Raw genomic sequence first — 23402 nt, forward strand, 5'->3', positions numbered from 1 at the left:
CCCACTATGAGCACTCTCAGCTACGACGCCACCGGTGCCGCGCAGCAGGCGCTCGAGCAGCACCTGCCCGCCCTCGTGGCGGACCGCATTGCCACGCGGATCTTCGCCAAGGACCACACCCTGTGGGGTCCCGACGCCGAGTCCGAGTCCGCTGTCCGCCTCGGTTGGGTTGAGGCGGCCACCGTCTCACAGGCCCTCGTGGCCGGCATCCTCGAACTCCGTGATGCCCTCAAGGCTGACGGCGTGACCCGCTTCGTGCTTTGCGGCATGGGCGGATCTTCACTGGCTCCCGAGGTCATCGCCGGCACCGCTGGCGTCGAGCTGACAGTGCTGGACAGCACCGACCCCGACCAGGTCCGTGCTGCCCTCGCAGACCGGCTGGCCGAAACCGCGATTGTGGTTTCGTCCAAGTCCGGTTCAACCCTGGAGACAGACTCCCAGCGCCGGATCTTCGAGCACGCCTTCACCGAGGCCGGCATCGATGCTAAGAGCCGGATCGTCATTGTCACCGATCCCGGTTCCCCGCTGGATAAGGCATCGCGTGAGGCTGGCTACCGCGCCGTCTTCAACGCGGATCCGAACGTGGGCGGCCGCTACTCAGCCCTCACCGCCTTCGGTCTGGTCCCGTCGGGCCTGGCCGGTGTGGACATCCAGGCATTCCTGGACGAGGCCGAGGAAGCCGCCGAGATCCTGAACGAGGACGCCGCCGAGAACATCGGGCTGGCCCTCGGAACGGCCCTGGGCGGCACCAACCCGCTGCGCAACAAGATTGTCATCGCCGAGGACGGCTCCGGCATTGTGGGGTTCGCCGACTGGGCCGAACAGCTCATCGCCGAATCCACCGGGAAGCTCGGCACTGGCGTCCTGCCGGTTGTGGCCGGACCCTCGTCGCCGGAGGCCACCTCCGGCGCCGCGGACGTCCTGGTAGTGCGGCTGGTAGCCGCGGATGCCGACGTCGAACTCGGTGACAACGAGGTAGCCATCGCAGGCGGCCTCGCCACCCAGATGATGGTGTGGGAGTTTGCCACCGCCGTGGCCGGACGCCTGCTGGGCATCAACCCCTATGATCAGCCGGACGTGGAGGCAGCCAAGGTTGCCGCCCGCGGCCTGCTGGACGCCCAGCCCGAACCGACCCCTGCCGCCTTCGTGGACGGCGCCATCGAGGTCCGCGGCGGGGACTGGCTCCGTGGTGCGGCCACTGCGGAGGAAGCCGTCGGTGCCCTCCTGGGAACGCTCGACGACGACAGCTACCTCAGTGTCCAGGCCTACCTTGATCGGCTGGCCTTCGCAGAGCTGGAAGGCATCCGCGACCCGCTTGCCGGCGTCAGCGGCCGCCCCGTCACGTTCGGCTGGGGGCCGCGGTTCCTGCACTCCACCGGACAGTTCCACAAGGGCGGACCCGCCATTGGAGTCTTTCTCCAGGTCACGGCCGCTCCTGCGGAAGACCTGGCCATCCCGGACCGTCCATTCACGTTCGGGGAACTGATCTCCGCCCAGGCCGCGGGCGATGCCCAGGTCCTCGCCGGCCATGGCCGCCCCGTCCTGCGACTGCACCTGACCGACCGCGCCGCCGGCGTTGCACAGCTGCAGGAGATCATTGCAGCACTTGCAGCCCGGTCAGCTTCCGTCACCGAAAACTAAGGCTCAACAGCAAACATGCCAGAAACTGAAAACGGCAGGAATTCCGCGACGCGTTCAGGACGGTCAGGGCGTAATCCGCTCCGGGATCCGCGTGACCGCCGCCTGAACCGGATTGCCGGTCCGTCCTCGTTGGTGCTCTTTGGAGTGACCGGTGACCTTGCCCGCAAGAAGCTCATGCCGGCCGTGTATGACCTCGCGAACCGGGGCCTGTTGCCGCCGAGTTTCGCGTTGGTGGGTTTCGGTCGCCGTCCGTGGACGGATGAGGAGTTCGCCGCGGAGGTGAAGGCGTCGGTGAAGGCGTACTCACGGACGCCGTTTGATGAGGCGGTGTGGAACCAGCTCGCTGAGGGTATCCGCTTTGTCCAGGGCGAGTTCGACGACGATGACGCCTTTGAGCGGTTGGGTGACACGATCGCTGAGCTCGATGAGCAGCGCGGAACGCGGGGTAATCACGCGTTCTACCTCTCGATCCCGCCGAAGGCGTTCGAGCAGGTCTGCCGGCAGCTGTCCAAGCACGGCCTCGCGCAGGCTGACGGGGACAAGTGGCGGCGGGTGGTGATCGAGAAGCCGTTCGGGCATGACCTGGAGTCCGCCCGGCAGCTGAACGACATCGTGGAGTCGGTGTTCCCGCCGGATGCGGTGTTCCGGATCGACCACTACCTGGGCAAGGAAACGGTGCAGAACATCCTGGCGTTGCGTTTCGCGAACCAGTTGTTCGAGCCGTTGTGGAACGCGAATTATGTGGACCACGTCCAGATCACCATGGCCGAGGACATCGGCACGGGCGGCCGGGCCGGGTACTACGACGGCGTGGGCGCGGCCCGCGACGTGATCCAGAACCACCTGCTGCAGCTGCTGGCCCTGACCGCGATGGAGGAGCCCATTTCCTTCAACGCCGATGACCTGCGCGCGGAGAAGGAAAAGGTCCTCGCCGCAGTCAAGCTCCCGGAGGATCTGTCCACCCACTCGGCGCGCGGGCAGTTCGCCGGCGGCTGGCAGGGCGGGGAACAGGTCCAGGGCTACCTGGAAGAAGAAGGTATCCCGGCCGATTCAAAGACCGAGACATTCGCGGCGATCCGGGTGGACATCCACACCCGCCGCTGGGCCGGTGTGCCGTTCTACCTGCGTGCTGGCAAGCGCCTGGGCCGGCGGGTGACCGAGATCGCGGTGGTGTTCAAGCGCGCCCCGAACCTGTTGTTCCGTGACCATGGTGAGGATGACTTCGGGCAGAATGCCGTGGTGATCCGGGTCCAGCCCGATGAGGGTGCGACGATCCGGTTCGGGTCCAAGGTCCCGGGCACGCAGATGGAGGTCCGCGACGTGACCATGGACTTCGGCTACGGGCATTCCTTTACCGAGTCCAGCCCCGAAGCCTACGAGCGGCTCATCCTCGATGTGCTCCTGGGCGAGCCGCCGCTGTTCCCGCGGCACGCGGAGGTGGAGCTGTCCTGGAAGATCCTGGATCCTTTTGAAGATTACTGGGCCGGGCTGACTGAGCAGCCGGAGCCTTACGCTCCGGGCAGCTGGGGCCCGGCCTCGGCGGACGAACTGCTGGCCCGCGACGGACGAACCTGGAGAAGGCCATGATTGTAGATTTACCGGACACCACCACCTCGAAGATCTCGAAAAAGATCATGTCCCTGCGTGAGCAGGGCGGTGTGATCGCGCTGGGCCGGGTCCTGACCCTGGTGGTTGTCACCCGGTCCGGGCTCGAGGAAGAAGCGATCGAGGCCGCGAACGAGGCCAGCCGGGAACACCCCTGCCGGATCATCGTCCTCGCCGATGCCGGGGCGGCCGCCCCGAACCGGCTGGACGCGCAGATCCGGGTGGGCGGTGACGCCGGCGCGTCCGAGGTCATTGTGCTCCGCGGCTACGGCGAGCTCGCACACGAAAGCGAATCCCTGGTCGCGGCGCTGCTGCTGCCGGACGCCCCGATCGTGGCCTGGTGGCCGCACGGGGCGCCGGAGAACGCCTGCGAAACCTCCGTGGGCCGGATCGCGCACCGCCGCATCACCGACTCCGCCAACGAAACCGACCCCCAGGCGGCGCTCGAAAACATCCGGGCCACCTACAAGGCCGGGGACACCGACCTCGCCTGGACCCGGCTCACCAACTGGCGGATCCAGCTCGCCGCCGTCCTGGACCAGGTGGACTCCTCGCCCGTCACCGCCGTGGCCGTCGAAGGCGCCTCCGACTCCCCATCCACGATCCTGCTCGCGGCCTGGCTGACCCTGGCCCTGGACGCGCCCGTGACGATCGTCGCGGATCCCGCGGGCACCGGCATCCGCCGTGTCCGCCTCACCCGTCACAGCGGCGACGTGCAGCTGTTCCGTCCCGGACTCTCCGTCGCGGAACTCACCCAGCCCGGACAGCCCGCCCAACGCATCTCGCTGCCACGCCGCAGCCTCAAGGACTGCCTCGCCGAAGAGCTCCGCCGCCTCGACCCCGACGAAGTGTTCGGCGAAGTGATTACTATTGGACTGCCACGTACCAATCTAAGGAGCGTCCGACCCAGTGAGCGTTGAGCCAAGAGTTAGCATCCATCCTGATTCCTCCGTCCTGATGGCCGCCATCGCGGCCCGCCTTATCACCAAGCTGGTGGATGTGCAGGACAAGCACGGTGAGGCCACGGTGGTGCTGACCGGCGGCACAGTAGGCATCGGAACGCTGAAGGCTGTTGCGGATTCGCCGGCGGCGCCCGCCGTCGACTGGTCCAGGGTGAATTTTTGGTGGGGTGACGAGCGCTTTGTTGCTGCGGATGATCCCGATCGGAACACCAGGCAGGCCTTTGATGCACTCCTGTCGAGCATTCCGGTTGATCCTGCAAGGATCAACCAGCCAGCCTCCTCGGATGACTTCGACACGCCCGAGGAAGCCGCCGAGGACTATGCGCGCAGGCTCCGGGAAGCAGCCCAGGCCGAGCACGCTGCTGACATGTCCGACGACCGTCCGGACGAACCGGGAGTTCTGCCGCGGCTGGATGTTGTGCTGCTGGGTGTTGGCCCGGACGCCCACGTGGCCTCGCTTTTCCCCGAGCAGGGCGGAATCCGGGAGAAGGAGCGGACAGTAGTTGGCGTCCGCAATTCCCCCAAGCCGCCGCCGCAGCGGATCTCCCTCACGCTTCCCGCCATTAATACTGCCGCCGAGGTCTGGATGGTGGTGGCCGGCGAGGACAAGGCCGGCGCGGTTGGCCTGGCCCTGGCAGGCGCCAACCCGGTGCAGGTTCCGGCGGCCGGCCCGCGCGGAACATCACGCACCCTGTGGCTTATCGATGAAAACGCAGCGTCACGTGTCCCGCAGCAGCTCGTCCGGAAGGACGCCACCGGCGCGTAGTTTTTCCAGCGCTCCGGCCAAGACAGCTTCGGCGTCCTGGTCGGAGCGCCGTTCTTTAACGTATTCAAGATGGCTTTTGAAGCCTTCGTCCAGGGGGTCGGGGAGGTCGGCTTCCTTGCCGTCCCGTGATGCCGGAGCCCCGCACCGCCGGCAGTCCCAGACGGCGGGAATCTGCTCGTCCGGCAGCCGCAGGAAGACAAGCTGGGTCTCATGCCCCTTGGCGCACCAAAACGAAAACCGGATGCGGGGCACCCTTTCGCCCGAGGCAGCTTCTGACTGGTTCTTGGGACCGGCTCCTTCTGTCACACCCACCCGGGTGCCGCGGAACGCTGACGCACTATGTACCATCGGGTCTCCTGGCTGCTTAAACAAAAACTGTGGCTGTTGGAAGCCAACAGCCACAGTTTAGTTCGGAGATCCTCATCGCGGCAGTGCCGGGCGACGATCAGTTTCAGGGGCTATGAGTCCCCTGCGCCGCTGAAGCGCATGATCAGGCCAAGGGCGATGATCACAATGCCCCAGGTAACGCCCAGGATCACAGTGAATCTGTTCAGGTTCCGCTCGGCGACGCCGGAGGAGCTGAGGCCGGAACTCATACCGCCGCCGAACATGTCCGACAGCCCGCCACCCCGTCCCTTGTGGAGGAGGATAAGCAGGGTCAGCAGAAGGCTGGTGATGCCCAGGAGAATCTGCAGAATGACATGAAGAACGTCCACGACGGCCTTTCAGAAGATTGGAAATGCGGGAGCCTGGAGCTGATGACGGACTAGTCCGTCACCAGGTGACTCTCGAACCTGACAATATTAGCAAACTCCGCGGGATCGAGGCTTGCCCCGCCGACCAACACGCCGTCGACGTCGCGTTCCTTCAGGATCGCGGCGACATTGTTGGCCTTGACCGAGCCGCCGTAGAGCAGCCGGATCTTCGCCGCAACATTGTCGCCAAAGAGGGTGGCCAGTTCCGCGCGGATGGCGGCGCACATTTCCTGGGCGTCCTCCGGCCCGGCCACTTCACCGGTGCCGATGGCCCAGACGGGCTCGTAGGCCACCACAAGCTCTGCCGCCTGCTCGGCCGTCAGTCCGGCGACGTTCGCCCGGAGCTGCTTCAGCGTGTGCTCGACATGCGTGCCGGCCTGGCGGATTTCGAGGCCTTCGCCTACGCAAAGAACCGGAGTGACGCTGTGCTTGAACGCTGCCTTGACCTTGGCATTGAGCACTTCGTCGGATTCCTGGTGGATAGTGCGGCGTTCGCTGTGCCCCACCAGGACGTAGCGGCAGCCCAGCTTGTTCAGGAACTGGCCGGAGGTGTCGCCGGTGTAAGCGCCCGAGTCGAACTGGGAGAGGTCCTGGCCGCCGTAGGCAATGTCCAGTTCATCGCCCTGGACGAGGGTCTGGACGCCGCGGAGGTCGGTGAATGGCGGGAAGACTGCCACCTCAACCCGGCTGTAGTCGTGCTTGGCGTCGGACAGGGTCCAGGCCAGTTTCTGCAGGAGGGTGATGCCCTGGACATGGTCCATGTTCATCTTCCAGTTGCCTGCAATGAGAGGCGTGCGGTCAAAAGCGCCGTTCGTTGACGTAGTCACGTGTTCTCCAAAAGTACTTGATATGTGTGCGGCCGGCAGGGTGCCCGCGGGCACCCTGCCGGCCGGAGGACTTGGCAGTCCAGGTTCCTAACGGTCCAGGACGCTGAGTCCCGGGAGTTCCTTGCCTTCGAGATATTCGAGGCTGGCGCCGCCGCCGGTGGAAATGTGCCCGAACTGGTCGTCAGCGAAGCCGAGCGTCCGCACGGCGGCAGCGGAGTCCCCGCCGCCTACCACGGTGAACGCATCGGCCTCAGTCAGGGCCTTGGCCACGGCGCGGGTTCCGCCGGAGAATGCTTCGAATTCAAAGACGCCCATGGGTCCGTTCCAGAACACCGTTTTGGCGCCCTTGATGCGGTCCGCAAAGGCGGCTGCAGAGTCCGGTCCGATGTCCAGGCCGATGCCCTGGGCGCCGAAGCTGCTGGCCTCGATGCCGTCCGCGGGGACGGTCTCGTAGTCTGCGTTGGCCGCGAACTTACTGGCCACCACAACGTCGGTGGGCACGATGAATTCGGTGCCGGCACCGGCAGCCCGCTTCAGGTAGTCCTGGACAACCGGGATCTGGTCTTCTTCCAGGAGGCTGCCGGCCACGCTGTGGCCCTCTGCCGCCAGGAACGTGAAGAGCATGCCGCCGCCCACCAAGATGGTGTCGGCTTTGCCGATGAGGTTGTCAATGACCGCCAGTTTGTCGGAGACCTTGGAGCCGCCGAGCACCACCACGTAGGGCCGCTGCGTGTCAGCCGTCAGCTTCCGCAGCACCTCCACCTCGGTGTGTACGAGATCGCCCTGGTAGGACGGGAGCCGGGTGGCGACGTCGTAGACACTGGCGTGCTTGCGGTGTACGGCACCAAAGGCGTCGTCAACGTAGGCGCCGTTGGCCCCTGACAGGGCCACCAGTTCGTCCGCGAACGCGCCGCGTTCGGCGTCGTCTTTGCTGGTCTCCCGGGCGTCGAAACGCACGTTCTCCAGGACGAGGACTTCGCCGTCTTGAAGCGAGGCAGCGAGTTCCTTCGCGGAGCTGCCCACAGTGTCCTGCGCGAGCGAGACCTTGAAGGCGGCAAGTTCTGCGAGCCGCGCTACGGCAGGCTGAAGGGAGTACTTGTCCTCCGGAGCGCCCTTCGGGCGTCCGAGGTGGGCTGTTACCAGCACGCGGGCACCGGCGTCCGTGAGCTTTCCCAGTACTGGCAGAGAGGCCTTAATACGGCCGTCGTCAGTCACTGTAGAGCCGTCGAGCGGCACATTCAGGTCACTTCTGACAAGAATGTACCGCCCGCGGACACCTTCAGCGATCAGTTCGTTGAGGGTGTGGAATGTCATGTGTCTAACCCTAGCCCAGCTTGGCTGCGACGAGCTCCGTGAGGTCCACGAGGCGGTTGGAGTAGCCCCATTCGTTGTCATACCAGGAAACAACCTTGACCTGGTTGCCGATGACCTTGGTCAGGCCCGAGTCGAAGATCGACGACGCCGGGTCCCCGACGATGTCCGAGGACACGATCGGTGCGTCCGTGTAGGTCAGGATGCCTTGGAACTCGTCGGACTCCGAAGCCTTCTTCAGCGCCGCGTTGACTTCCTCGACGGTGGTCTCGCGGGAGACGGTGACGGTGAGGTCGGTGGCTGAGCCGGTGGGGACGGGCACGCGGATGGCGAAGCCGTCCAGCTTGCCCTTGAGCTCGGGCAGGACCAGGCCGATCGCCTTGGCCGCACCTGTGGAGGTGGGGACCATGTTGATGGCGGCGGCACGGGCACGGCGGAGGTCGTTGTGCGGGCCGTCCTGCAGGTTCTGGTCAGCCGTGTAGGCGTGGATGGTGGTCATCAGGCCACGCTCGATGCCGAAGGTGTCGTTGAGGACCTTGGCCAGCGGGCCCAGGCAGTTGGTGGTGCAGGACGCGTTGGAAATGATGTTGTGCGCCGCGTTGTCGTACAGGCCCTCGTTGACGCCCATCACGATGGTGATGTCCTCGTCGGAGGCAGGTGCGGAGATCAGGACCTTCTTGGCGCCTGCGTCGATGTGCTTCTGCGCGGCAGCGGCCTTGGTGAAGAAGCCGGTGGACTCGATGACGATGTCAACGCCCAGCTCGCCCCAGGGCAGGTTGGCGGGATCGCGTTCGGCGAGAACCTTGATGACGTTGCCGTCGACAACAATGTTGCCGTCCTTGACCTCAACGGTTTCCTTCAGGCGGCCGCCGACGGAGTCGTACTTGAGCAGGTGGGCCAGTGCCTCAGGGCTGGTGAGGTCGTTGACGGCAACGATCTCCAGGTCCGCGCCCTGTGCGAGGGCTGCGCGGAAGTAGTTGCGGCCGATGCGGCCGAAGCCGTTGATACCAATACGGGTCGTCACTTGTTCAGTCTCCTTGGTGCTTGATTAAGCACAAACTAGTTGAGCGGGCGTTGAAGCCAACTAACAGATCCCGCACGCCATTGGGCAGAGATGATTAACAGATCGGAGGGCGACCAGCCACATTGCTGAAGGCAGACCGCCTTCCGTGATCCATCTTACGTTTAAGTAGGTCCGCCCCCGCAAGTGCGGGGGCGGACCTTCCACATTCCGGCCGAAATCACGCCGAAATGTGAAGTTTGTTACACGCTCATGTACTGCGGGTCACTACGGCAGGGTGATGAGGCCCGTGGCGTTGGTGCGTGCAGCATCGAAGCGCTTGGCGACATCGGCCCAGTTGACGATGTTCCAAAAGGCCTTGACGTAGTCAGCCTTGACGTTGACGTAGTCCAGGTAGAAGGCGTGCTCCCACATGTCCAGCATCAGCAGCGGCGTGGTGCCGAGAGCCACGTTGCCCTGCTGGTCGTAGAGCTGCTCGATGACCAAGTTGCCACCGATCGGCTCGTAGGCCAGGAAGCCCCAGCCCGATCCCTGCAGGCCAAGGGCTGCAGCGGAGAACTGGGCACGGAAGGCGTCGAAGGAACCGAAGGCGTCGTCGATGGCAGCTGCCAGCTCACCCTCAGGCTTGTCACCGCCGTCCGGGGACAGGTTATTCCAGAACACCGAGTGGTTGATGTGGCCGCCGGTGTGGAACGCGAGGTCCTTGGAAAGGCGGTTGATGTTGGCGAAGTCGCCCTTGTCGCGGGCCTCTGCCAGCTGCGCAAGGGCGTTGTTGGCACCTGCAACGTACGCGGCGTGGTGCTTGCTGTGGTGCAGCTCCATGATGCGCGCCGAAATGTGCGGCTCAAGCGCTGCGTAGTCGTAGCTGAGTTCTGGCAGTGCGTACTCGGTCACAAAATCCTCCAATGTCGTGGACGGTCTGTCCGGGTTGTAACTCTCGGATTGTGCATCCGGATGACTGGCATCCGGAAGATCAGGGTGAACGCTCTGATTCTAGGGTCGCCGCTACTCGTCCAGCATCTCAGGCGTCACATTGGCATCAGTGCCGGGGATCCCCAAACCGATGGCTCGTTTATCCGCCATGGCCAGAAGCCGGCGGATGCGGCCGGCGATGGCGTCCTTGGTCATTACCGGATCTGCCAGGCGCCCCAGCTCGTCCAGGCTCGCCTGTTTGTGGGCCACCCGGAGTTCGCCGGCATATTTGAGGTGGTCCGGGACGTCGTCGCCCAGGATCTCCAGTGCCCGGTCAACCCTGGCACCGGCGGCCACGGCCGCCTGGGCGGAGCGCCGCAGGTTGGCGTCGTCAAAGTTGGCGAGCCGGTTGGCCGTGGCCCTGACCTCCTTGCGCATCCTGCGCTCTTCCCAGACCATCAGGGCGTCATGGGCCCCCATGCGGATGAGCAGGGCGGCAATGGTGTCGCCGTCGCGGATCACTACCCGGTCCACTCCCCTGACTTCGCGGGCTTTGGCCTGGATGCCGAGACGGCGGGCGGCGCCAACGAGGGCAAGCGCGGACTCGGGACCCGGGCAGGTGACTTCCAGCGATGACGAACGGCCCGGTTCGGTGAGGGAACCGTGGGCCAGGAAAGCACCACGCCACACTGCCTCGGCGTCAGCGGCCGAGCCGTTGACCACGGCCGAGGGAAGCCCCCGCACCGGCCGCCCGCGGCCGTCCAGGAGCCCCGTCTGCCGGGCCAGGGACTCGCCGTCGCGGACTACCCGCACCACGTACCGGCTGCCGCGGCGCAGTCCCCCGCCGGAGACAACGACGATCTCGCTCTGGTGGCCGTAAACCTCGGCGATGGCAGCCCGGAGCCTGCGCGCCGTGGATGCGAGGTCAACCTCGGCTTCGATCACGATCCGCCCCGAGATGATGTGCAGGCCGCCGGCGAAGCGCAGCATAGCCGAGACCTCTGCCTTGCGGACTGACGATTTCTTGATGTCCAGACGGGACAGTTCTTCCTTGACCGATGATGTCAGTGCCATGGCACCTTCCTAACTGTTCCCAAAAATGTCGTGGTACGCCGCTGCCAGACGCAGGGGGTCATGGACGGGTCGGCGGCCCGACGCCCCCACTTTACCCAAGACAACCTCGGCGCCGATCATCCCGGCGGCTTTCTCGAACTCCTGCCGGTCCTGCACCGACGCGGGATCCGCCAGGACAACGTCGACACTGAAGTCCGGCGCGTACCGGCGCAGTGCGTGGAGGTGGTCGGCCGCAGACATGCCCGTGGTCTCCTTGGTGTCCGTGGCCAGGTTCATGGTGAGGCAGCGTTTTGCGGCCGTGGCACTCAGGGCGGCACGCATTTCCGGGAGCAACAGGTGCGGCAGCACGGACGTGTACCAGGACCCCGGCCCCAGGATGACCCAATCAGCCAGTTCGATGGCTGTCAGGGCCTCAACACAGGCCGGCGCCTGTTCGGGCAGGAGGCGGACCTGTTCCAGCGAGCCCGCAACGGCGCACCGCGCCTGCCCGCGGATCGTCTGGAGCGCAGACGTGCCGTCAGGTGCAGTGACGCGGATGTCACCTTCGATGGTCAGCGGAACGGTGGACATGGGCAGCACCTGCCCACGGGCACCGAGCAGGGCGCCGGCCCACTTCAGTCCGGCCACGGTGTCGCCCAGAAGCTCCCAAAGGGTGACGATGAGCAGGTTACCCATTGCATGCTCATCCAGCGATCCGCCGCGGCCTTGGCCGGGCCGGAAACGGTGCTGCATCACGTCGCGCCACGTGCGGCCCCAGTCCGTGTCATCGCACAAGGCGGACAGCGCCATGCGCAGGTCTCCGGGCGGGAGGACGCCGTACTCGTCGCGCAGACGCCCTGAAGACCCGCCGTCGTCCGCCACAGTGACAATGGCGGTCAGCTCGGAGGTGAGCAGCCGCAGCGCCGAGAGCGAAGCGGACAGTCCGTGCCCGCCGCCGAGCGCCACGACGTTGGGGCCCTTGTCCTGCTGGCCGGCTGCCGTTCCGCCTGAAACCGGTACCAACGGCAGCGGCCCCGTAAGCATCCCCATTATTCGCGGCCCAGATCCCGGTGGGTGGTGGTGACGGTCACGCGGGGATACTGTGCCAGTTTCTTGGAAAGCTCGACGGCGACTGCCACGGACCGGTGCTTGCCGCCGGTACAGCCGACGGCGATGGTGGCGTAGTGCTTGTTTTCGCGCCGGTAGCCGTCCAGGACGGGCTCGAGCGCCAGGACATAGCGGTCCACGAAGTTCTTTACACCTTCCGCCTCGAGGACGTAATCGCTGACGTCCTTGTCCAGGCCCGTATGCGGGCGCAGCTGCGGGACCCAGTGCGGATTCGGGATGAATCGGACGTCAGCAACGTAGTTGGAATCCACCGGCAGGCCGTACTTGAAGCCAAAGCTCATGACGTTGAGCCGCAGTGCCACCGGGCCGGTCTCGCTGAAGAGTTCCGTGATGGCGGTAGCCAGGGCGTGGACGTTGTAGGTCGAGGTATCCAGTACGACGTCGGAGCTGTCGCGCAGTTCCTTGAGCACCTCCCGTTCGGCTGCAATGCCGTCGAGGATGCGGCCGCCTTCCTGGAGCGGATGGGGCCTGCGGCCCTGCTCGAACCGGCGGACCAGGACGTCGTCTTTGGCGTCGAGGAAAAGGACCCGGAACGTGACACCACTGGCGGCGAGGGCCCCCAGGGCCGCACGGACGTCGACAAAGAGGCCTTTGCTGCGGACATCCATCACCACGGCCAGCCGCGGAATGGACTGCGGAGCGTGGGAGACAATCTCGGCCAGGGTGCCGAGCATCTGCGGCGGCAGGTTTTCCACGACATACCAGCCATGGTCCTCAAGTGCGTCAGCGGCGGTGCTGCGTCCCGCCCCTGACATACCGGTGACCACCAGCAGTTCCGCTTCGAGGGGCTTGACCGGCGTCAGCCCGTCCTGCCCTGTCCCGGATTCCGCCGTAGAGTCTGCCATTCGTTCCGCCCCGTTTCTGTCCAGATGAAGGCAGGCACCCGCAAAGCGGAAACCTGCGTTCCTTACCCTACCTAGGTTTCAATGATTTCGCCGGTCGCCATATTCACGGCTGGAACCGCATCGCCGGCCCCGTCTTCGCCGCTGAAGTGGGCCACGATGGCGTTGGCAAGGGCTGGTCCAATGCCCTTGGCGGCCGTGAGCTCGGCCGCGGTGGCAGCTTTCACACCCTTGACGGACCCGAAGTGGGTGAGCAGGGCCTTGCGTTTGGACTCACCAAGGCCAGGCACTCCGTCCAGCGCCGAGACGGTCATGGCCTTGCCGCGCTTCTGCCGGTGGAAAGTGATGGCGAAGCGGTGGGCTTCGTCGCGGATCCGCTGCAGCAGATAGAGTCCCTGGGACGTCCTGGGCAGGATCACGGGGAAGTCGCTGTCCGGCAGCCAGACTTCCTCAAGCCGTTTGGCCAGGCCCACCACGTACACATCCTCAATACCAAGGTCCGCCAGCGCCCGGGCTGCGGCGTTCACCTGGGGCTTGCCGCCGTCGACCACCACCAGGTTGGGCGGGTACGCGAATTTTGCCCGCGGCGCGGCAGTAGTGGTGTCCAGGACCGCCGCGTCGGCGGCCGCTTCCAATGCGGCTTGGTGCCCTGGCAGGGCGGACGCCTCGACCTGCGCCGACTTATCCTGCAGGTAATGCCGGAAGCGCCGCGTCAGGACATCGTGCATGGCGGCGGTGTCATCCGCAGCCGCGGCCCCGGTGACGGAGAATTTCCGGTAATCGGACTTCTTGGGCAGCCCGTCTTCGACCACCACCATGGATGCCACAACGTTGGTGCCCTGGACGTGGGAGACGTCGAAGCATTCAATCCGCAGGAGCGCCACGGGCAGGTCCAGGGCTTCCTGCAGCTCCTGCAGAGCCTGGGAACGCACGGTGAGGTCCCCGGCGCGGCGGGTCTTATGCAGTTTGAGCGCGTGCTCGGCGTTCTCACGGACGGTGGACATCAGGGCAGCCTTGTCGCCGCGCTGCGGCACCCTGATATCCACTTTGGCTCCCCGCAGGCCGCCGAGCCATTCCGTCAGTTCCGCAGCGTTGCTGGGTTCGACGGGCACCAGGACTTCACGGGGCAGCCTGCCATGGCTGTCGCCGTCGTCCCCATACACCTGCTGCAGCAGGTGTTCCACCAGATCCGGGGTGGTGGCGTCCTCCACTTTTTCGACCACCCAGCCGCGCTGGCCACGGATCCGGCCGCCCCTGACGTGGAAGACCTGGACGGCGGCCTCCAACTCGTCCTCGTACAGTGCGAAGACATCGGCGTCGGTATCATCGGCGAGCACAACGGCGTTGCGCTCAAAGACCTTCCGTAGGGCGGAGATGTCATCACGGAGCCTCGCCGCACGCTCGTAGTCGAGGGTGCCAACGGCGTCGGCCATCTGCTTTTCGAGCTTGGTGATGAAGCGCTTGGCCTCGCCGCCCATAAACGCGCAGAAGTCCTCCGCCAGGACCCGATGTTCTTCCGGGGTCACCCGGCCAACGCAGGGGGCGGAGCATTTGTCGATGTAGCCCAGAAGGCAGGGACGGCCGCTGGCCTGGGCCCGTTTGAGGACTCCAGCGCTGCAGCTGCGGACGGGAAAAACCCGCAACAAGGTGTCCATGGTTTCCCTGATCGCGCCGGCAGTGTAGGGACCGAAGTACCGGGTGCCTTTGCGGCGGTCCCCCCGCATGACCTGGACCCGGGGGAGCTTCTCGCTCATGGTGAGGGCCAAGTACGGATAGGTTTTGTCGTCGCGGAAGACCACGTTGAAGCGTGGCTTGAATTCCTTGATCCAGGTGTATTCAAGCTGCAGCGATTCCAGTTCGCTGCCAACAACTGTCCACTCGACGCTGCTGGCCGTGTGAACCATTGCGTGGGTTTTGGGCAGCAGGCCAGCCGGGTTCGCGAAGTAGGAGTTCAGGCGGGAGCGAAGGCTTTTGGCTTTGCCGACGTAGATGACCCGGCCGTGGGGATCGCGGAACCGGTACACCCCGGGGTTCGTGGGAATTTCACCCGCCTGGGGCCGGTAAGTTGCTGGATCTGCCACTACTTCATTCTACTGATCCGTGGTCTTGCTCTGGTTATAGCTGGTGGAGCGTTCCTGGCCGCTGAGTTCGGCGATCACATCCATGATGCGGTCCGTCACCTGGCGCCGCGCCGGCAGTGAATGATCCGGGCCGGTCTTGTCGAAATACAGGGGCTCCCCCACTTTCATGGTGAAGTGATGCGGCTTGAAGCCCTTCTCGCCGGCCGGCTGCAGGCTCTCCGTGCCGATCAGGCCGACCGGAACCACAGGCGCCCCGGTGGTCAGGGCGAGCCAGCCCACGCCCGTACGGCCGCGGTAGAGGATGCCGTCCCGTGAGCGTGTGCCCTCGGGGTAGATGCCTATGCCTTTGCCCGCTTCAAGGATGTCCAGGAGGGTCTTGAGGGCCTGGACGCTGGCTGCCTGCTCGCCCCGCTCCACCGGGATGGAACCCACGGACTGAAAAAAGGACTTCATGACTTTGCCCTTGACACCACCGGTGGTGAAGTACTCGGCTTTGGCGAAGAAGGCCACTGGCCGCGGCATGAGCGCCTGGACGATGACACTGTCAAAGAAGGAGAGGTGGTTCGGCGCCACAATGAACGGGCCGTCCTTGGGGACGTTTTCAAGGCCGACGACGGTGGGCCGGCAGCTGCCAGCGATCAGTCCCCGTGTTGTCCAGCGGACTGCATCAAACAGCGCCATCGTTGCGCACCTCACTCATCGCGGCAGTGTGGATGGCCTCGAGGCGCCCGATGGCGGCAACCATGCCCGCGGTAGTGTCCACCACGGTGACGGCTCCGGCTTCCTCGAGTTCGCCGTCGGGAGCGAATCCCCAGCCCACGCCGATGCAGTCAAGCCCGTTCGCGATGGCTCCCGCCACATCCTGGGCACGGTCACCCACCACGACGGCACGCTGGGTGGACAGGTCAGTCAGTGCCGCGGCGATGATGTCTGCCTTCCCCACCGGACCGTCCGTTGACGACTCGTTGTCTGCCGAACCCCTGATGGACTGGAACAGGCCGGCGATGCCGTGGTGGCCCAGCACGATCTGGGCCAGCCCCTCGGGCTTTTGCGTGGCGACGGCCACTGGCCTGCCTTCCGCCGCGAAGCTCTCCAGCGCTGCCTTGATCCCGGGGTACAGCCGGCCCTGGGCTATCCCCGTAGCCAGATAGTACTGCCGGTACGTCCGGATGACCTCGTCGAGCATCTCGGCCGGAACCTTGCAGACACTCAGGAGTGCGTCGCTGAGTTTGGGGCCGATCATCGAGTTCAGGACGTCCTGGCCAGGAACCGGCAGACCTGCGGCGGCAAGGGCTGCTGCGATTCCGTCGGATATTCCGCCGGCCGGATCGACAAGAGTGCCGTCCAGGTCAAAGATCACGGGCACTGTTGTTTGAGTCACCGGCTTAGTTTCTCACGACACCGAGCAAGCCCGAAACTCGCATGCCCGACACGGCATACGTCCTCGGAGGCCAACCGCCTAGCTCAGTATTTCCGCGAGGAAGGACGCCGTGTGGCTCTTGGTGGATTTCGCTACCTGCTCTGGAGTGCCGGTGGCCACGATCTGGCCGCCGCCCGAACCGCCGTCCGGGCCAAGATCCACGATCCAGTCGGCGCTCTTAATGACGTCCAGGTTGTGTTCGATGGTAATCACCGTGTTGCCCTTGTCCACCAGCCCCTGAAGGACCATCAGGAGCTTGCGGATGTCCTCGAAGTGCAGGCCCGTGGTGGGCTCGTCGAGAACATACACACTGCGTCCGTTGGAGCGCTTCTGCAGTTCCGCGGCAAGCTTGACACGCTGGGCCTCACCGCCGGACAGCGTGGTAGCCGGCTGTCCCAGCCGTACGTAGCCGAGGCCCACGTCCACGAGGGTGTTCAAGTGCCGGGCGATCGGCGAGAAGGCTGCGAAGAACTCCGCACCTTCTTCGATGGGCATGTTGAGTACATCCGCGATGGTCTTGCCCTTGTAGTGCACTTCAAGGGTCTCGCGATTGTACCGTGCTCCGTGGCACACCTCGCAGGGAACGTAGACGTCCGGCAGGAAGTTCATTTCGATCTTCAGCGTGCCGTCACCTGCGCAAGCTTCGCAGCGCCCGCCCTTAACGTTGAACGAGAACCGCCCTGGCAGGTAGCCGCGGACCTTTGCCTCGGTGGTTTCGGCGAAGAGCTTGCGGATGTTGTCAAAGACACCGGTGTACGTAGCCGGGTTGGACCGTGGGGTGCGCCCGATAGGGCTCTGGTCCACGTGCACCACCTTGTCCAGGTGCTCCAGGCCCATGATGCTCTTGTGGCGCCCGGCAACCTGCTTAGCACCGTTGAGCTTGTTGGCCAGCACCTTGTAAAGGATCTCGTTGACCAGGGTGGACTTGCCGGAGCCGCTGACGCCGGTCACGGCGGTGAACAGGCCCAGGGGGAAGGCCGCATCAACGTTGACAAGGTTGTTTTCACGCGCCCCGACGACCTTCAGCTCACGCTTCTTGTCGTATTTGCGCCGCTTCTTGGGGATTTCGATCTTCTTGCGTCCGGACAGGTAATCGCCGGTCAGTGAGTTGGTGTTGGCCAGGAGCTCCTGGTACGAACCCGAGTGCACTACCTGGCCGCCGTGCTCGCCTGCGCCGGGACCGATGTCCACGATCCAATCCGCCACCTGGATGGTGTCCTCGTCGTGCTCCACAACGATCAGCGTGTTTCCCATGTCCCGGAGCCGCGTCAGGGTCTCAATAAGCCGGCGGTTGTCGCGCTGGTGGAGGCCGATGGAGGGCTCATCCAGGACGTAAAGGACGCCCACGAGGCCGGAACCGATCTGCGTGGCGAGGCGAATTCGCTGCGCTTCGCCGCCGGACAAGGTGGCTGAGGGGCGCTCGAGATTCAGGTATTCCAGGCCCACGTCCAGCAGGAAGGTCAGCCGGGCCTGGATTTCCTTGAGCACCTGGTGGGCGATCTGGGCCTCGCGGCCGGTGAGGACCAGGTTGTTCAGGAAGTCCGCGCACACCCGCATGGGCATGGCCGCGACATCGGCGATGGACTTGCCGTTGATCAGGACGGACAGCGAGGCGGGGTTGAGCCGGGCGCCATTGCAGGCGGGGCAAGCGATCTGCCGCATGTACTCTTCATAGCGGTCGCGGGCCCACGCGGAGTCCGTCTCACCGTGCTTGCGGTGGACGTACTGGATGGCGCCTTCGAAGCCGGTGCTGTATTTGCGTTCCCGTCCGAAGCGGTTCTTGTACTGGACAACCACCTTGTGGTCCTTGCCGTGCAGGACGGTCTGGCGGACATCGTTGCCGAGCTTCTCCCAGGGCGTGTCCATGGAGAAGCCAAGCTCCTTGGCCAGCCCTTCGAGCAGGCGGTTCCAATACTCGGTTGTTGCGGTGCCCAGTGACCATGGCGCGATGGCGCCCTCGGACAACGACAGCTCAGGATTCGGAATGATCAGTTCTTCGTCGACCTCGAGCCGTGTACCGATGCCGCTGCACGCGGAACAGGCGCCGAAAGGATTGTTGAAGGAGAAGGAGCGCGGCTCGATTTCGTCGATGGCCAGGGGATGCTCGTTGGGGCAGGCGAGGTTCTCGGAAAATGCCCGCAGCCGTCCCGGAGCGTCTGTGTCCAGATCGACGAACTCAGCCAGTACCCGGCCTTCGGCCAGGCCAAGCGCCGTTTCAACGGAATCCGTGAGGCGCTGGCTGATGCCTTCCTTGACCACCAGGCGGTCCACCACCACCTCAATGGTGTGCTTGAACTGCTTGCCGAGTTTGGGGGGCTCGCTCAGCTGGATCAGCTCGCCGTCCACCCGGGCACGCGAATAGCCCTTTGCAGTCAGCTCCTTGAAGAGGTCCACGAACTCGCCCTTGCGTCCCCTCACCACCGGCGCCAGGACCTGGAAGCGTGTGCCTTCCTCAAGCTCAAGCAACTGATCCACGATCTGCTGCGGAGTCTGCCGGGCCACAACCTCGCCACAGGCCGGGCAATGCGGCCGTCCCACGCGTGCCCACAGCAAACGCATGTAGTCATAGATTTCGGTGATGGTGCCAACCGTGGAGCGGGGGTTCTTGCTGGTGGACTTCTGGTCAATCGATACCGCCGGCGAGAGCCCCTCGATGAAATCGACATCCGGCTTGTCCACCTGGCCAAGGAACTGACGGGCATAGGCCGACAGGGATTCAACGTAGCGCCGCTGGCCCTCGGCGAAGATGGTGTCGAATGCCAGCGATGACTTCCCGGAGCCGGACAGCCCGGTGAAAACGATCATGGCATCACGGGGCAGATCCAGGTCCACATTGCGCAGGTTATGCTCGCGCGCACCCTTGACCACAAGGCGGGAGAGGTCTGGCCGGGCAGGCGTGGCTGGGTCCTGGGCAACGGCGACGGGAACGGATTCGACTGCTGTTTCTTCAGCTACGGCTTTAGGCACCCACTAATGCTAATCGAAAACTTCTTCGAATATCCATGTGGGGCTGGCTAGTCGGCGTCGTAGGCTGCTGCCAGCAACTGGACTGCTTCCGCAAAGGTGGCACCTTGGGCCTTGGCCACTGACGCATAGGAGTTGGCGGCAAGGGCGAGCGCATCCTCCCGCTCATCACGCGCGCACACGACGGTGCCGTTCCTGCCCTTCGTGGCCACCACCCCGGCTGCCTCCAGCTCCTTGTACGCCCTTGCCACGGTGTGGGGCGCGACGTCGAGCAGCCCCGCCAAGTTCCGCACCGCCGGCAGCTTGGTTCCCGGCGGAAGCGCACCGCTGTCCGCGAGGCGGATCACGTGCAGGCGCAGCTGTTCAAACAGTGCCACCGTGCTGGACTGGTTCGGCTTCCAGGTTCCGGGGAACGGACCGCCTGTGGTCATCGTCCGGCCTCCAAGGTGCCGGCGCGGCCCGCACGTCCGGCGAACTGCGCGTTGTACAGCCGGGCATAGCGGCCGTTGGCTGCCAGGAGGCTTCGATGGGTTCCCTGCTCTGCAATGCGTCCGTGGTCCATGACCAGAATTAGATCAGCGTCCCGGACCGTGGACAAACGGTGGGCGATCACAAAGCTTGTTTTTCCACGGCGCAACCTCTGCATGGCCTGGCGGATCAGGACCTCGGTCCGGGAATCCACTGAACTGGTGGCCTCGTCCAGGACCAGCACAGTGCGGTCCGCCAACTGTGCCCGGGCGATGGAGATCAGCTGGCGCTGGCCCTGGCTGAGAGGCTCTCCCCCGTTTCCCAGCACCGTGTCGTAGCCCGCGGGCAGCGACCTGATGAGGTGGTCCACATGGCTCGCCTCTGCCGCCGTAGTGATCTCCGCATCTGTGGCTCCCGGCCGACCGTATTCGATGTTCTCCCTGATGGTGCCGGAAAACAGCCAGGCATCCTGGAGCACCACCCCGAATCCCTCGCGCAGGACGTCCCGCGGAATGTCTGCGATGTCGGTACCGCCGATGGTGATCCTGCCGGCGTCGACTTCATAGAACCGCATGAGGAGGTTGACAATGGTGGTCTTGCCAGCGCCCGTATGGCCGACAATCGCCACCGTCCGGCCCGGTTCCACCGTGAACGACAGTCCACGGACCACAGGGTCAGCCCGGGCATAGCCGAAGGTGACATCGCTGAACACAATCCGCCCGTCCTGGCCCGCTTTGTGCCCGTTACGTTCACGCTCAGCAGGTATTTCCGCGGCATCGAGCAGGTCGAACACGCGGCGCGCCGAAGCCACGCAGGATTGGATGACGTTGAGCATGCCGCCGATCTGGCCTACAGGTTGGGTGAAAAGCCGGCTGAACTGGATGAACGCCTGGATCCCGCCGATGGTCATGGCCCCCGTGGTGACCTGGAGCGCCCCCACCACCGCCACTGCGATGTAATTGACATTGGCGATAAGGACCATCAACGGCTGGACAATGCCCGATGAATACTGGGCCCGTGCGGATGCCCGGGCAAGGCGGTCGTTGCTTGCCTTGAAGACTGCCGCTGCCTGGTCATGGTACCCGAAGGCCTTAACGACCTCGTGCCCGGTGACAAACTCCTCCACATGGGCGTTCAATTCACCCGTTTCGGTCCACTGGCGGGCGAAATGTGCTTGGGATTTCCGGGCCACCATAACGGTGATGAGGGTGGACAACGGCACTGAAGCAAGAGCGATCAGTGCCAGGAGCGGCGAGATCCACAGCATCATGGCCAGGGCACCGCACAGCATCAGGACAGACATGATCAACTGCGTGAGGACCTGGCTGAGCGCTTGCGAAATATTGTCGATGTCGTTGGTGACGCGGCTCAGGACGTCACCCCTGGACTGCTTCTGGAAGTACGTGGACGGAAGCCGGTGCAGCTTGTCTTGAACCGATGCCCGGAGGCTATACATCAGGCCATGTACGGCGCTGGCCGTCAGCGCTCCCTGGATCCAGTTGAACAGGGAAGCGCCGACGTACATCGCGGCAACGGCGGCCAGCAGGCTTCCCAGCCGCTGCCCGTCGAGCACTCCGCTGTAGACCCCATCCACCACAACATCGGTGGCATCACCGAGGTAGTTGGGCGCCGCGACGTTGAGGACAACAAAAGCGCAGGTGGCCGCAACTGCACCCAGCATCCGGCCCCTGGACGGGCGCAGCAATGCAAGGACACGGCGCGCTGTGGGCCAGAACCCTTCGGATGCCCCGGTGCCGGGCGAAGCTTTCATGGCGCGTCGTCCAACGCAAGTTGGGACTCGGCGATTTCCCGGTAGGTGGCAGATGTCTCCAGCAGTTGCAGGTGCGTCCCCTGTGCAACGAGCCGGCCGTCGTCGAGCACCAGGATCTGTCCGGCTCCGGCAACGGTGGAGATCCGTTCCGCCACGACAATGACCACTGCACTGTCAAGGGCTACCTCCAGGGCATCCCGGACCCGGGCCTCGGTGGCGAAGTCCAGCGCGGAAAAGCTGTCGTCAAAGAGGTAGACGGGGACTCGCCGCAGGAGGGCCCGCGATATGCAGAGTCGCTGCCGCTGGCCGCCGGAGAGATTGGTTCCGCCTTGCCCGACCTCCGTATCCATCCCGAGTGGCAGCGCACGAACGAAGCTGGCGGCCTGGGCTGTCTCCATGGCTTCCCACAGCTGGCCGTCGGTTGCCTCCGGAGCTGCGACGCGCAGGTTGTCGGAGATGGTTCCGGAGAAAAGGTGGGACTTTTGCGGCACCGCCGCCATGGTCCGGCGGAGGACATCCAAGGGCATCGAACAAATGTTCCGGCCGCCGATGCTGATGGTTCCGGCCGTGGCGTCCAGGAACCGGGGCACCAGGCTCAGGAGTGTCGATTTGCCGCTCCCTGTTGAGCCGACGATGGCAACAGTGGTTCCTGGCCCGGCCGTGAAGCTGATGTCTTCAAGTACTGGATTTTCGGCACCGGGGTAGGAAAAACTGACGTTCCTGAATGTGACGCTGGCGCCCTCTAACGTGCCCCCAAGGCTGGTCCGTTGGGGCGCCTTGCAGTCCTGGACTGACGGTTTTGCGTCGAGCACGGCACCCAGCCGTTCTGCGCAAGCGGCGGCCCGCGGAGCCGTCATGAACACGTACATGGCCATCATGATTGCCAGGAGAATCTGCAGGATGTAGGCGATAAAGGCCGTGAGGGCGCCGATCTTCATCCCGCCGTCGTAAACCCGGTGGCCACCGAACCACACCACAGCCACCGACGACACGTTGACCACAATCATGATCAGCGGCAGCATGCCGGCAACGAGCAGCGACGACTGAAGATTGTTTCCGGTGAGGCTGCTGTTGGTCGTCGCAAACCGTCGTGTTTCGTGTCCCTGCCTGACGAAGGCCTGGATCACATTCGCGCCGATGATCTGCTCACGAAGGAGCTCCCCCGTTCGGTCCAGGAGTTCCTGCCCCTGCCGGTATAGGGGCACCAGACGCCGGACTATCAGATACATGATGAGCAGAAGTATGGGCATGATGACGATCACGACGCTTGAAAGCACCATGTCCTGCTGCCACGCCAGTAAGACGCCCCCGGCCGCCATGACTGGCGCCGCCACAAGCATGGTGAAGACCAGGACGGCGAACGACTGGATCTGCTGGGTGTCGTTGGTGGCCCTGGTGACGAGGGTTTGCGTGCCGAAGGCTGCCACTTCCTGGGAAGAAAGCGACTGGATCCTGGTGAAGACCTCGCCGCGCAGCTGGTGCCCGATCTTCATGGCCACCACTGCCCCGAAGTAGCCCGCGGCTATGGCCGCCGCCGCCTGGACCGCAGCTATCAGGGACATAACAGTGCCCAAGCGGAAGATTTCCGGCGTGTTCCCGGCCACGATGCCGTCGTCGATGATGGCAGCGTTAATGGTGGGGAGCAGCAGGTTGCCTGCCGTCTGAACAAGCTGGAGAGCAACAATCGCGGCCACGGCGCCCTTGTGGCCAGCCAGAAGCCGGGTCATCAAGCCGAAAATCATCTCACCTCCAGGACGGGATTTGGGAGGCTGATGAGGGTCCGGCCATTTGCCATCCCCAGAAGCCGCTTTCGTCATTGTAACCAGCATCACATTCTCTTTTTAGTCATATGGTTTTACCGACCATGTAGAGAAC

General features: G+C 64.6%; 20 protein-coding genes. 4 read left to right on the plus strand and 16 right to left on the minus strand.

Features of this window, described 5'->3' with window-relative positions:
• The first annotated feature begins 6 nt into the window (after positions 1-6).
• From ACQCSW_RS11355 to pgl, 4 genes are read left to right on the plus strand one after another with little or no spacing between them, the layout of a single operon-like run.
• Positions 7-1641, plus strand: coding sequence for a glucose-6-phosphate isomerase (locus ACQCSW_RS11355; protein ID WP_426985960.1), 1635 nt, complete (start codon positions 7-9; stop codon positions 1639-1641).
• A 15-nt stretch (positions 1642-1656) separates the two neighbouring features.
• The gene (gene zwf, locus ACQCSW_RS11360; protein ID WP_426985962.1) at positions 1657-3228 is read left to right on the plus strand and encodes a glucose-6-phosphate dehydrogenase; all 1572 of its coding nucleotides are present in this window, start codon (positions 1657-1659) and stop codon (positions 3226-3228) included.
• The gene (locus ACQCSW_RS11365; protein ID WP_426985964.1) at positions 3225-4166 is read left to right on the plus strand and encodes a glucose-6-phosphate dehydrogenase assembly protein OpcA; all 942 of its coding nucleotides are present in this window, start codon (positions 3225-3227) and stop codon (positions 4164-4166) included. The genes zwf and ACQCSW_RS11365 overlap by 4 nt, the downstream gene beginning before the upstream one ends.
• Positions 4156-4974 carry a 6-phosphogluconolactonase gene (gene pgl / locus ACQCSW_RS11370; RefSeq protein WP_426985966.1) on the plus strand — a complete coding sequence of 273 codons (819 nt, stop codon included), beginning with the start codon at positions 4156-4158 and terminating at the stop codon, positions 4972-4974. Before ACQCSW_RS11365 ends, pgl begins: the two co-directional genes overlap by 11 nt.
• On the opposite strand, the gene ACQCSW_RS11375 is transcribed toward pgl, so the two are convergent.
• The 16 genes from ACQCSW_RS11375 to ACQCSW_RS11450 form a co-directional block, all read right to left on the minus strand.
• The gene (locus ACQCSW_RS11375; RefSeq protein ID WP_426985968.1) at positions 4927-5322 is read right to left on the minus strand and encodes an RNA polymerase-binding protein RbpA; all 396 of its coding nucleotides are present in this window, start codon (positions 5320-5322) and stop codon (positions 4927-4929) included. The two genes, pgl and ACQCSW_RS11375, sit on opposite strands and share 48 nt — an antisense overlap.
• A gap of 110 nt (positions 5323-5432) precedes the next feature.
• Positions 5433-5690: a preprotein translocase subunit SecG gene (gene secG / locus ACQCSW_RS11380; RefSeq protein WP_307075424.1), complete on the minus strand. Its 258-nt coding sequence runs from the start codon at positions 5688-5690 to the stop codon at positions 5433-5435.
• Positions 5691-5740: 50 nt separating this feature from the next.
• Complete coding sequence (gene tpiA, locus ACQCSW_RS11385; RefSeq protein ID WP_426985970.1) at positions 5741-6556, minus strand: triose-phosphate isomerase; 816 nt, start codon at positions 6554-6556, stop codon at positions 5741-5743.
• An 87-nt stretch (positions 6557-6643) separates the two neighbouring features.
• Positions 6644-7870 carry a phosphoglycerate kinase gene (locus tag ACQCSW_RS11390; protein WP_426985972.1) on the minus strand — a complete coding sequence of 409 codons (1227 nt, stop codon included), beginning with the start codon at positions 7868-7870 and terminating at the stop codon, positions 6644-6646.
• Positions 7871-7880: 10 nt separating this feature from the next.
• Positions 7881-8891 carry a type I glyceraldehyde-3-phosphate dehydrogenase gene (gap, locus tag ACQCSW_RS11395; RefSeq protein ID WP_058932523.1) on the minus strand — a complete coding sequence of 337 codons (1011 nt, stop codon included), beginning with the start codon at positions 8889-8891 and terminating at the stop codon, positions 7881-7883.
• A gap of 264 nt (positions 8892-9155) precedes the next feature.
• A complete protein-coding gene (locus ACQCSW_RS11400; RefSeq protein WP_426985975.1) occupies positions 9156-9782 on the minus strand; it encodes a superoxide dismutase in 627 nt (208 codons plus the stop codon).
• Between the two features lie 111 nt (positions 9783-9893).
• Positions 9894-10874, minus strand: coding sequence for a DNA-binding protein WhiA (gene whiA / locus ACQCSW_RS11405; protein WP_426985977.1), 981 nt, complete (start codon positions 10872-10874; stop codon positions 9894-9896).
• Positions 10875-10883: 9 nt separating this feature from the next.
• Positions 10884-11903, minus strand: coding sequence for a gluconeogenesis factor YvcK family protein (locus ACQCSW_RS11410; protein WP_426985979.1), 1020 nt, complete (start codon positions 11901-11903; stop codon positions 10884-10886).
• Positions 11903-12826 carry an RNase adapter RapZ gene (rapZ, locus tag ACQCSW_RS11415; protein ID WP_426985981.1) on the minus strand — a complete coding sequence of 308 codons (924 nt, stop codon included), beginning with the start codon at positions 12824-12826 and terminating at the stop codon, positions 11903-11905. Before rapZ ends, ACQCSW_RS11410 begins: the two co-directional genes overlap by 1 nt.
• Before the next feature lie 71 nt (positions 12827-12897).
• A complete protein-coding gene (gene uvrC, locus ACQCSW_RS11420; RefSeq protein WP_426985983.1) occupies positions 12898-14904 on the minus strand; it encodes an excinuclease ABC subunit UvrC in 2007 nt (668 codons plus the stop codon).
• A gap of 9 nt (positions 14905-14913) precedes the next feature.
• A complete protein-coding gene (locus tag ACQCSW_RS11425) occupies positions 14914-15585 on the minus strand; it encodes a lysophospholipid acyltransferase family protein (RefSeq protein WP_354251697.1) in 672 nt (223 codons plus the stop codon).
• Positions 15572-16285 carry an HAD hydrolase-like protein gene (locus tag ACQCSW_RS11430; RefSeq protein WP_426985985.1) on the minus strand — a complete coding sequence of 238 codons (714 nt, stop codon included), beginning with the start codon at positions 16283-16285 and terminating at the stop codon, positions 15572-15574. Before ACQCSW_RS11430 ends, ACQCSW_RS11425 begins: the two co-directional genes overlap by 14 nt.
• Before the next feature lie 78 nt (positions 16286-16363).
• Positions 16364-19291 (minus strand): excinuclease ABC subunit UvrA, encoded by a 2928-nt coding sequence (gene uvrA / locus ACQCSW_RS11435; RefSeq protein WP_426985987.1) that lies wholly within the window; start codon positions 19289-19291, stop codon positions 16364-16366.
• Between the two features lie 47 nt (positions 19292-19338).
• Positions 19339-19719 (minus strand): GntR family transcriptional regulator, encoded by a 381-nt coding sequence (locus ACQCSW_RS11440; protein ID WP_426985989.1) that lies wholly within the window; start codon positions 19717-19719, stop codon positions 19339-19341.
• A complete protein-coding gene (locus ACQCSW_RS11445; protein WP_426985991.1) occupies positions 19716-21527 on the minus strand; it encodes an ABC transporter ATP-binding protein in 1812 nt (603 codons plus the stop codon). The genes ACQCSW_RS11440 and ACQCSW_RS11445 overlap by 4 nt, the downstream gene beginning before the upstream one ends.
• Positions 21524-23269 (minus strand): ABC transporter ATP-binding protein, encoded by a 1746-nt coding sequence (locus tag ACQCSW_RS11450; protein WP_426985993.1) that lies wholly within the window; start codon positions 23267-23269, stop codon positions 21524-21526. The genes ACQCSW_RS11445 and ACQCSW_RS11450 overlap by 4 nt, the downstream gene beginning before the upstream one ends.
• Between the last annotated feature and the right edge of the window lie 133 nt (positions 23270-23402).

The sequence above is a fragment of the Pseudarthrobacter sp. Y6 genome, from assembly GCF_050156205.1.
GTDB lineage: Bacteria > Actinomycetota > Actinomycetes > Actinomycetales > Micrococcaceae > Arthrobacter.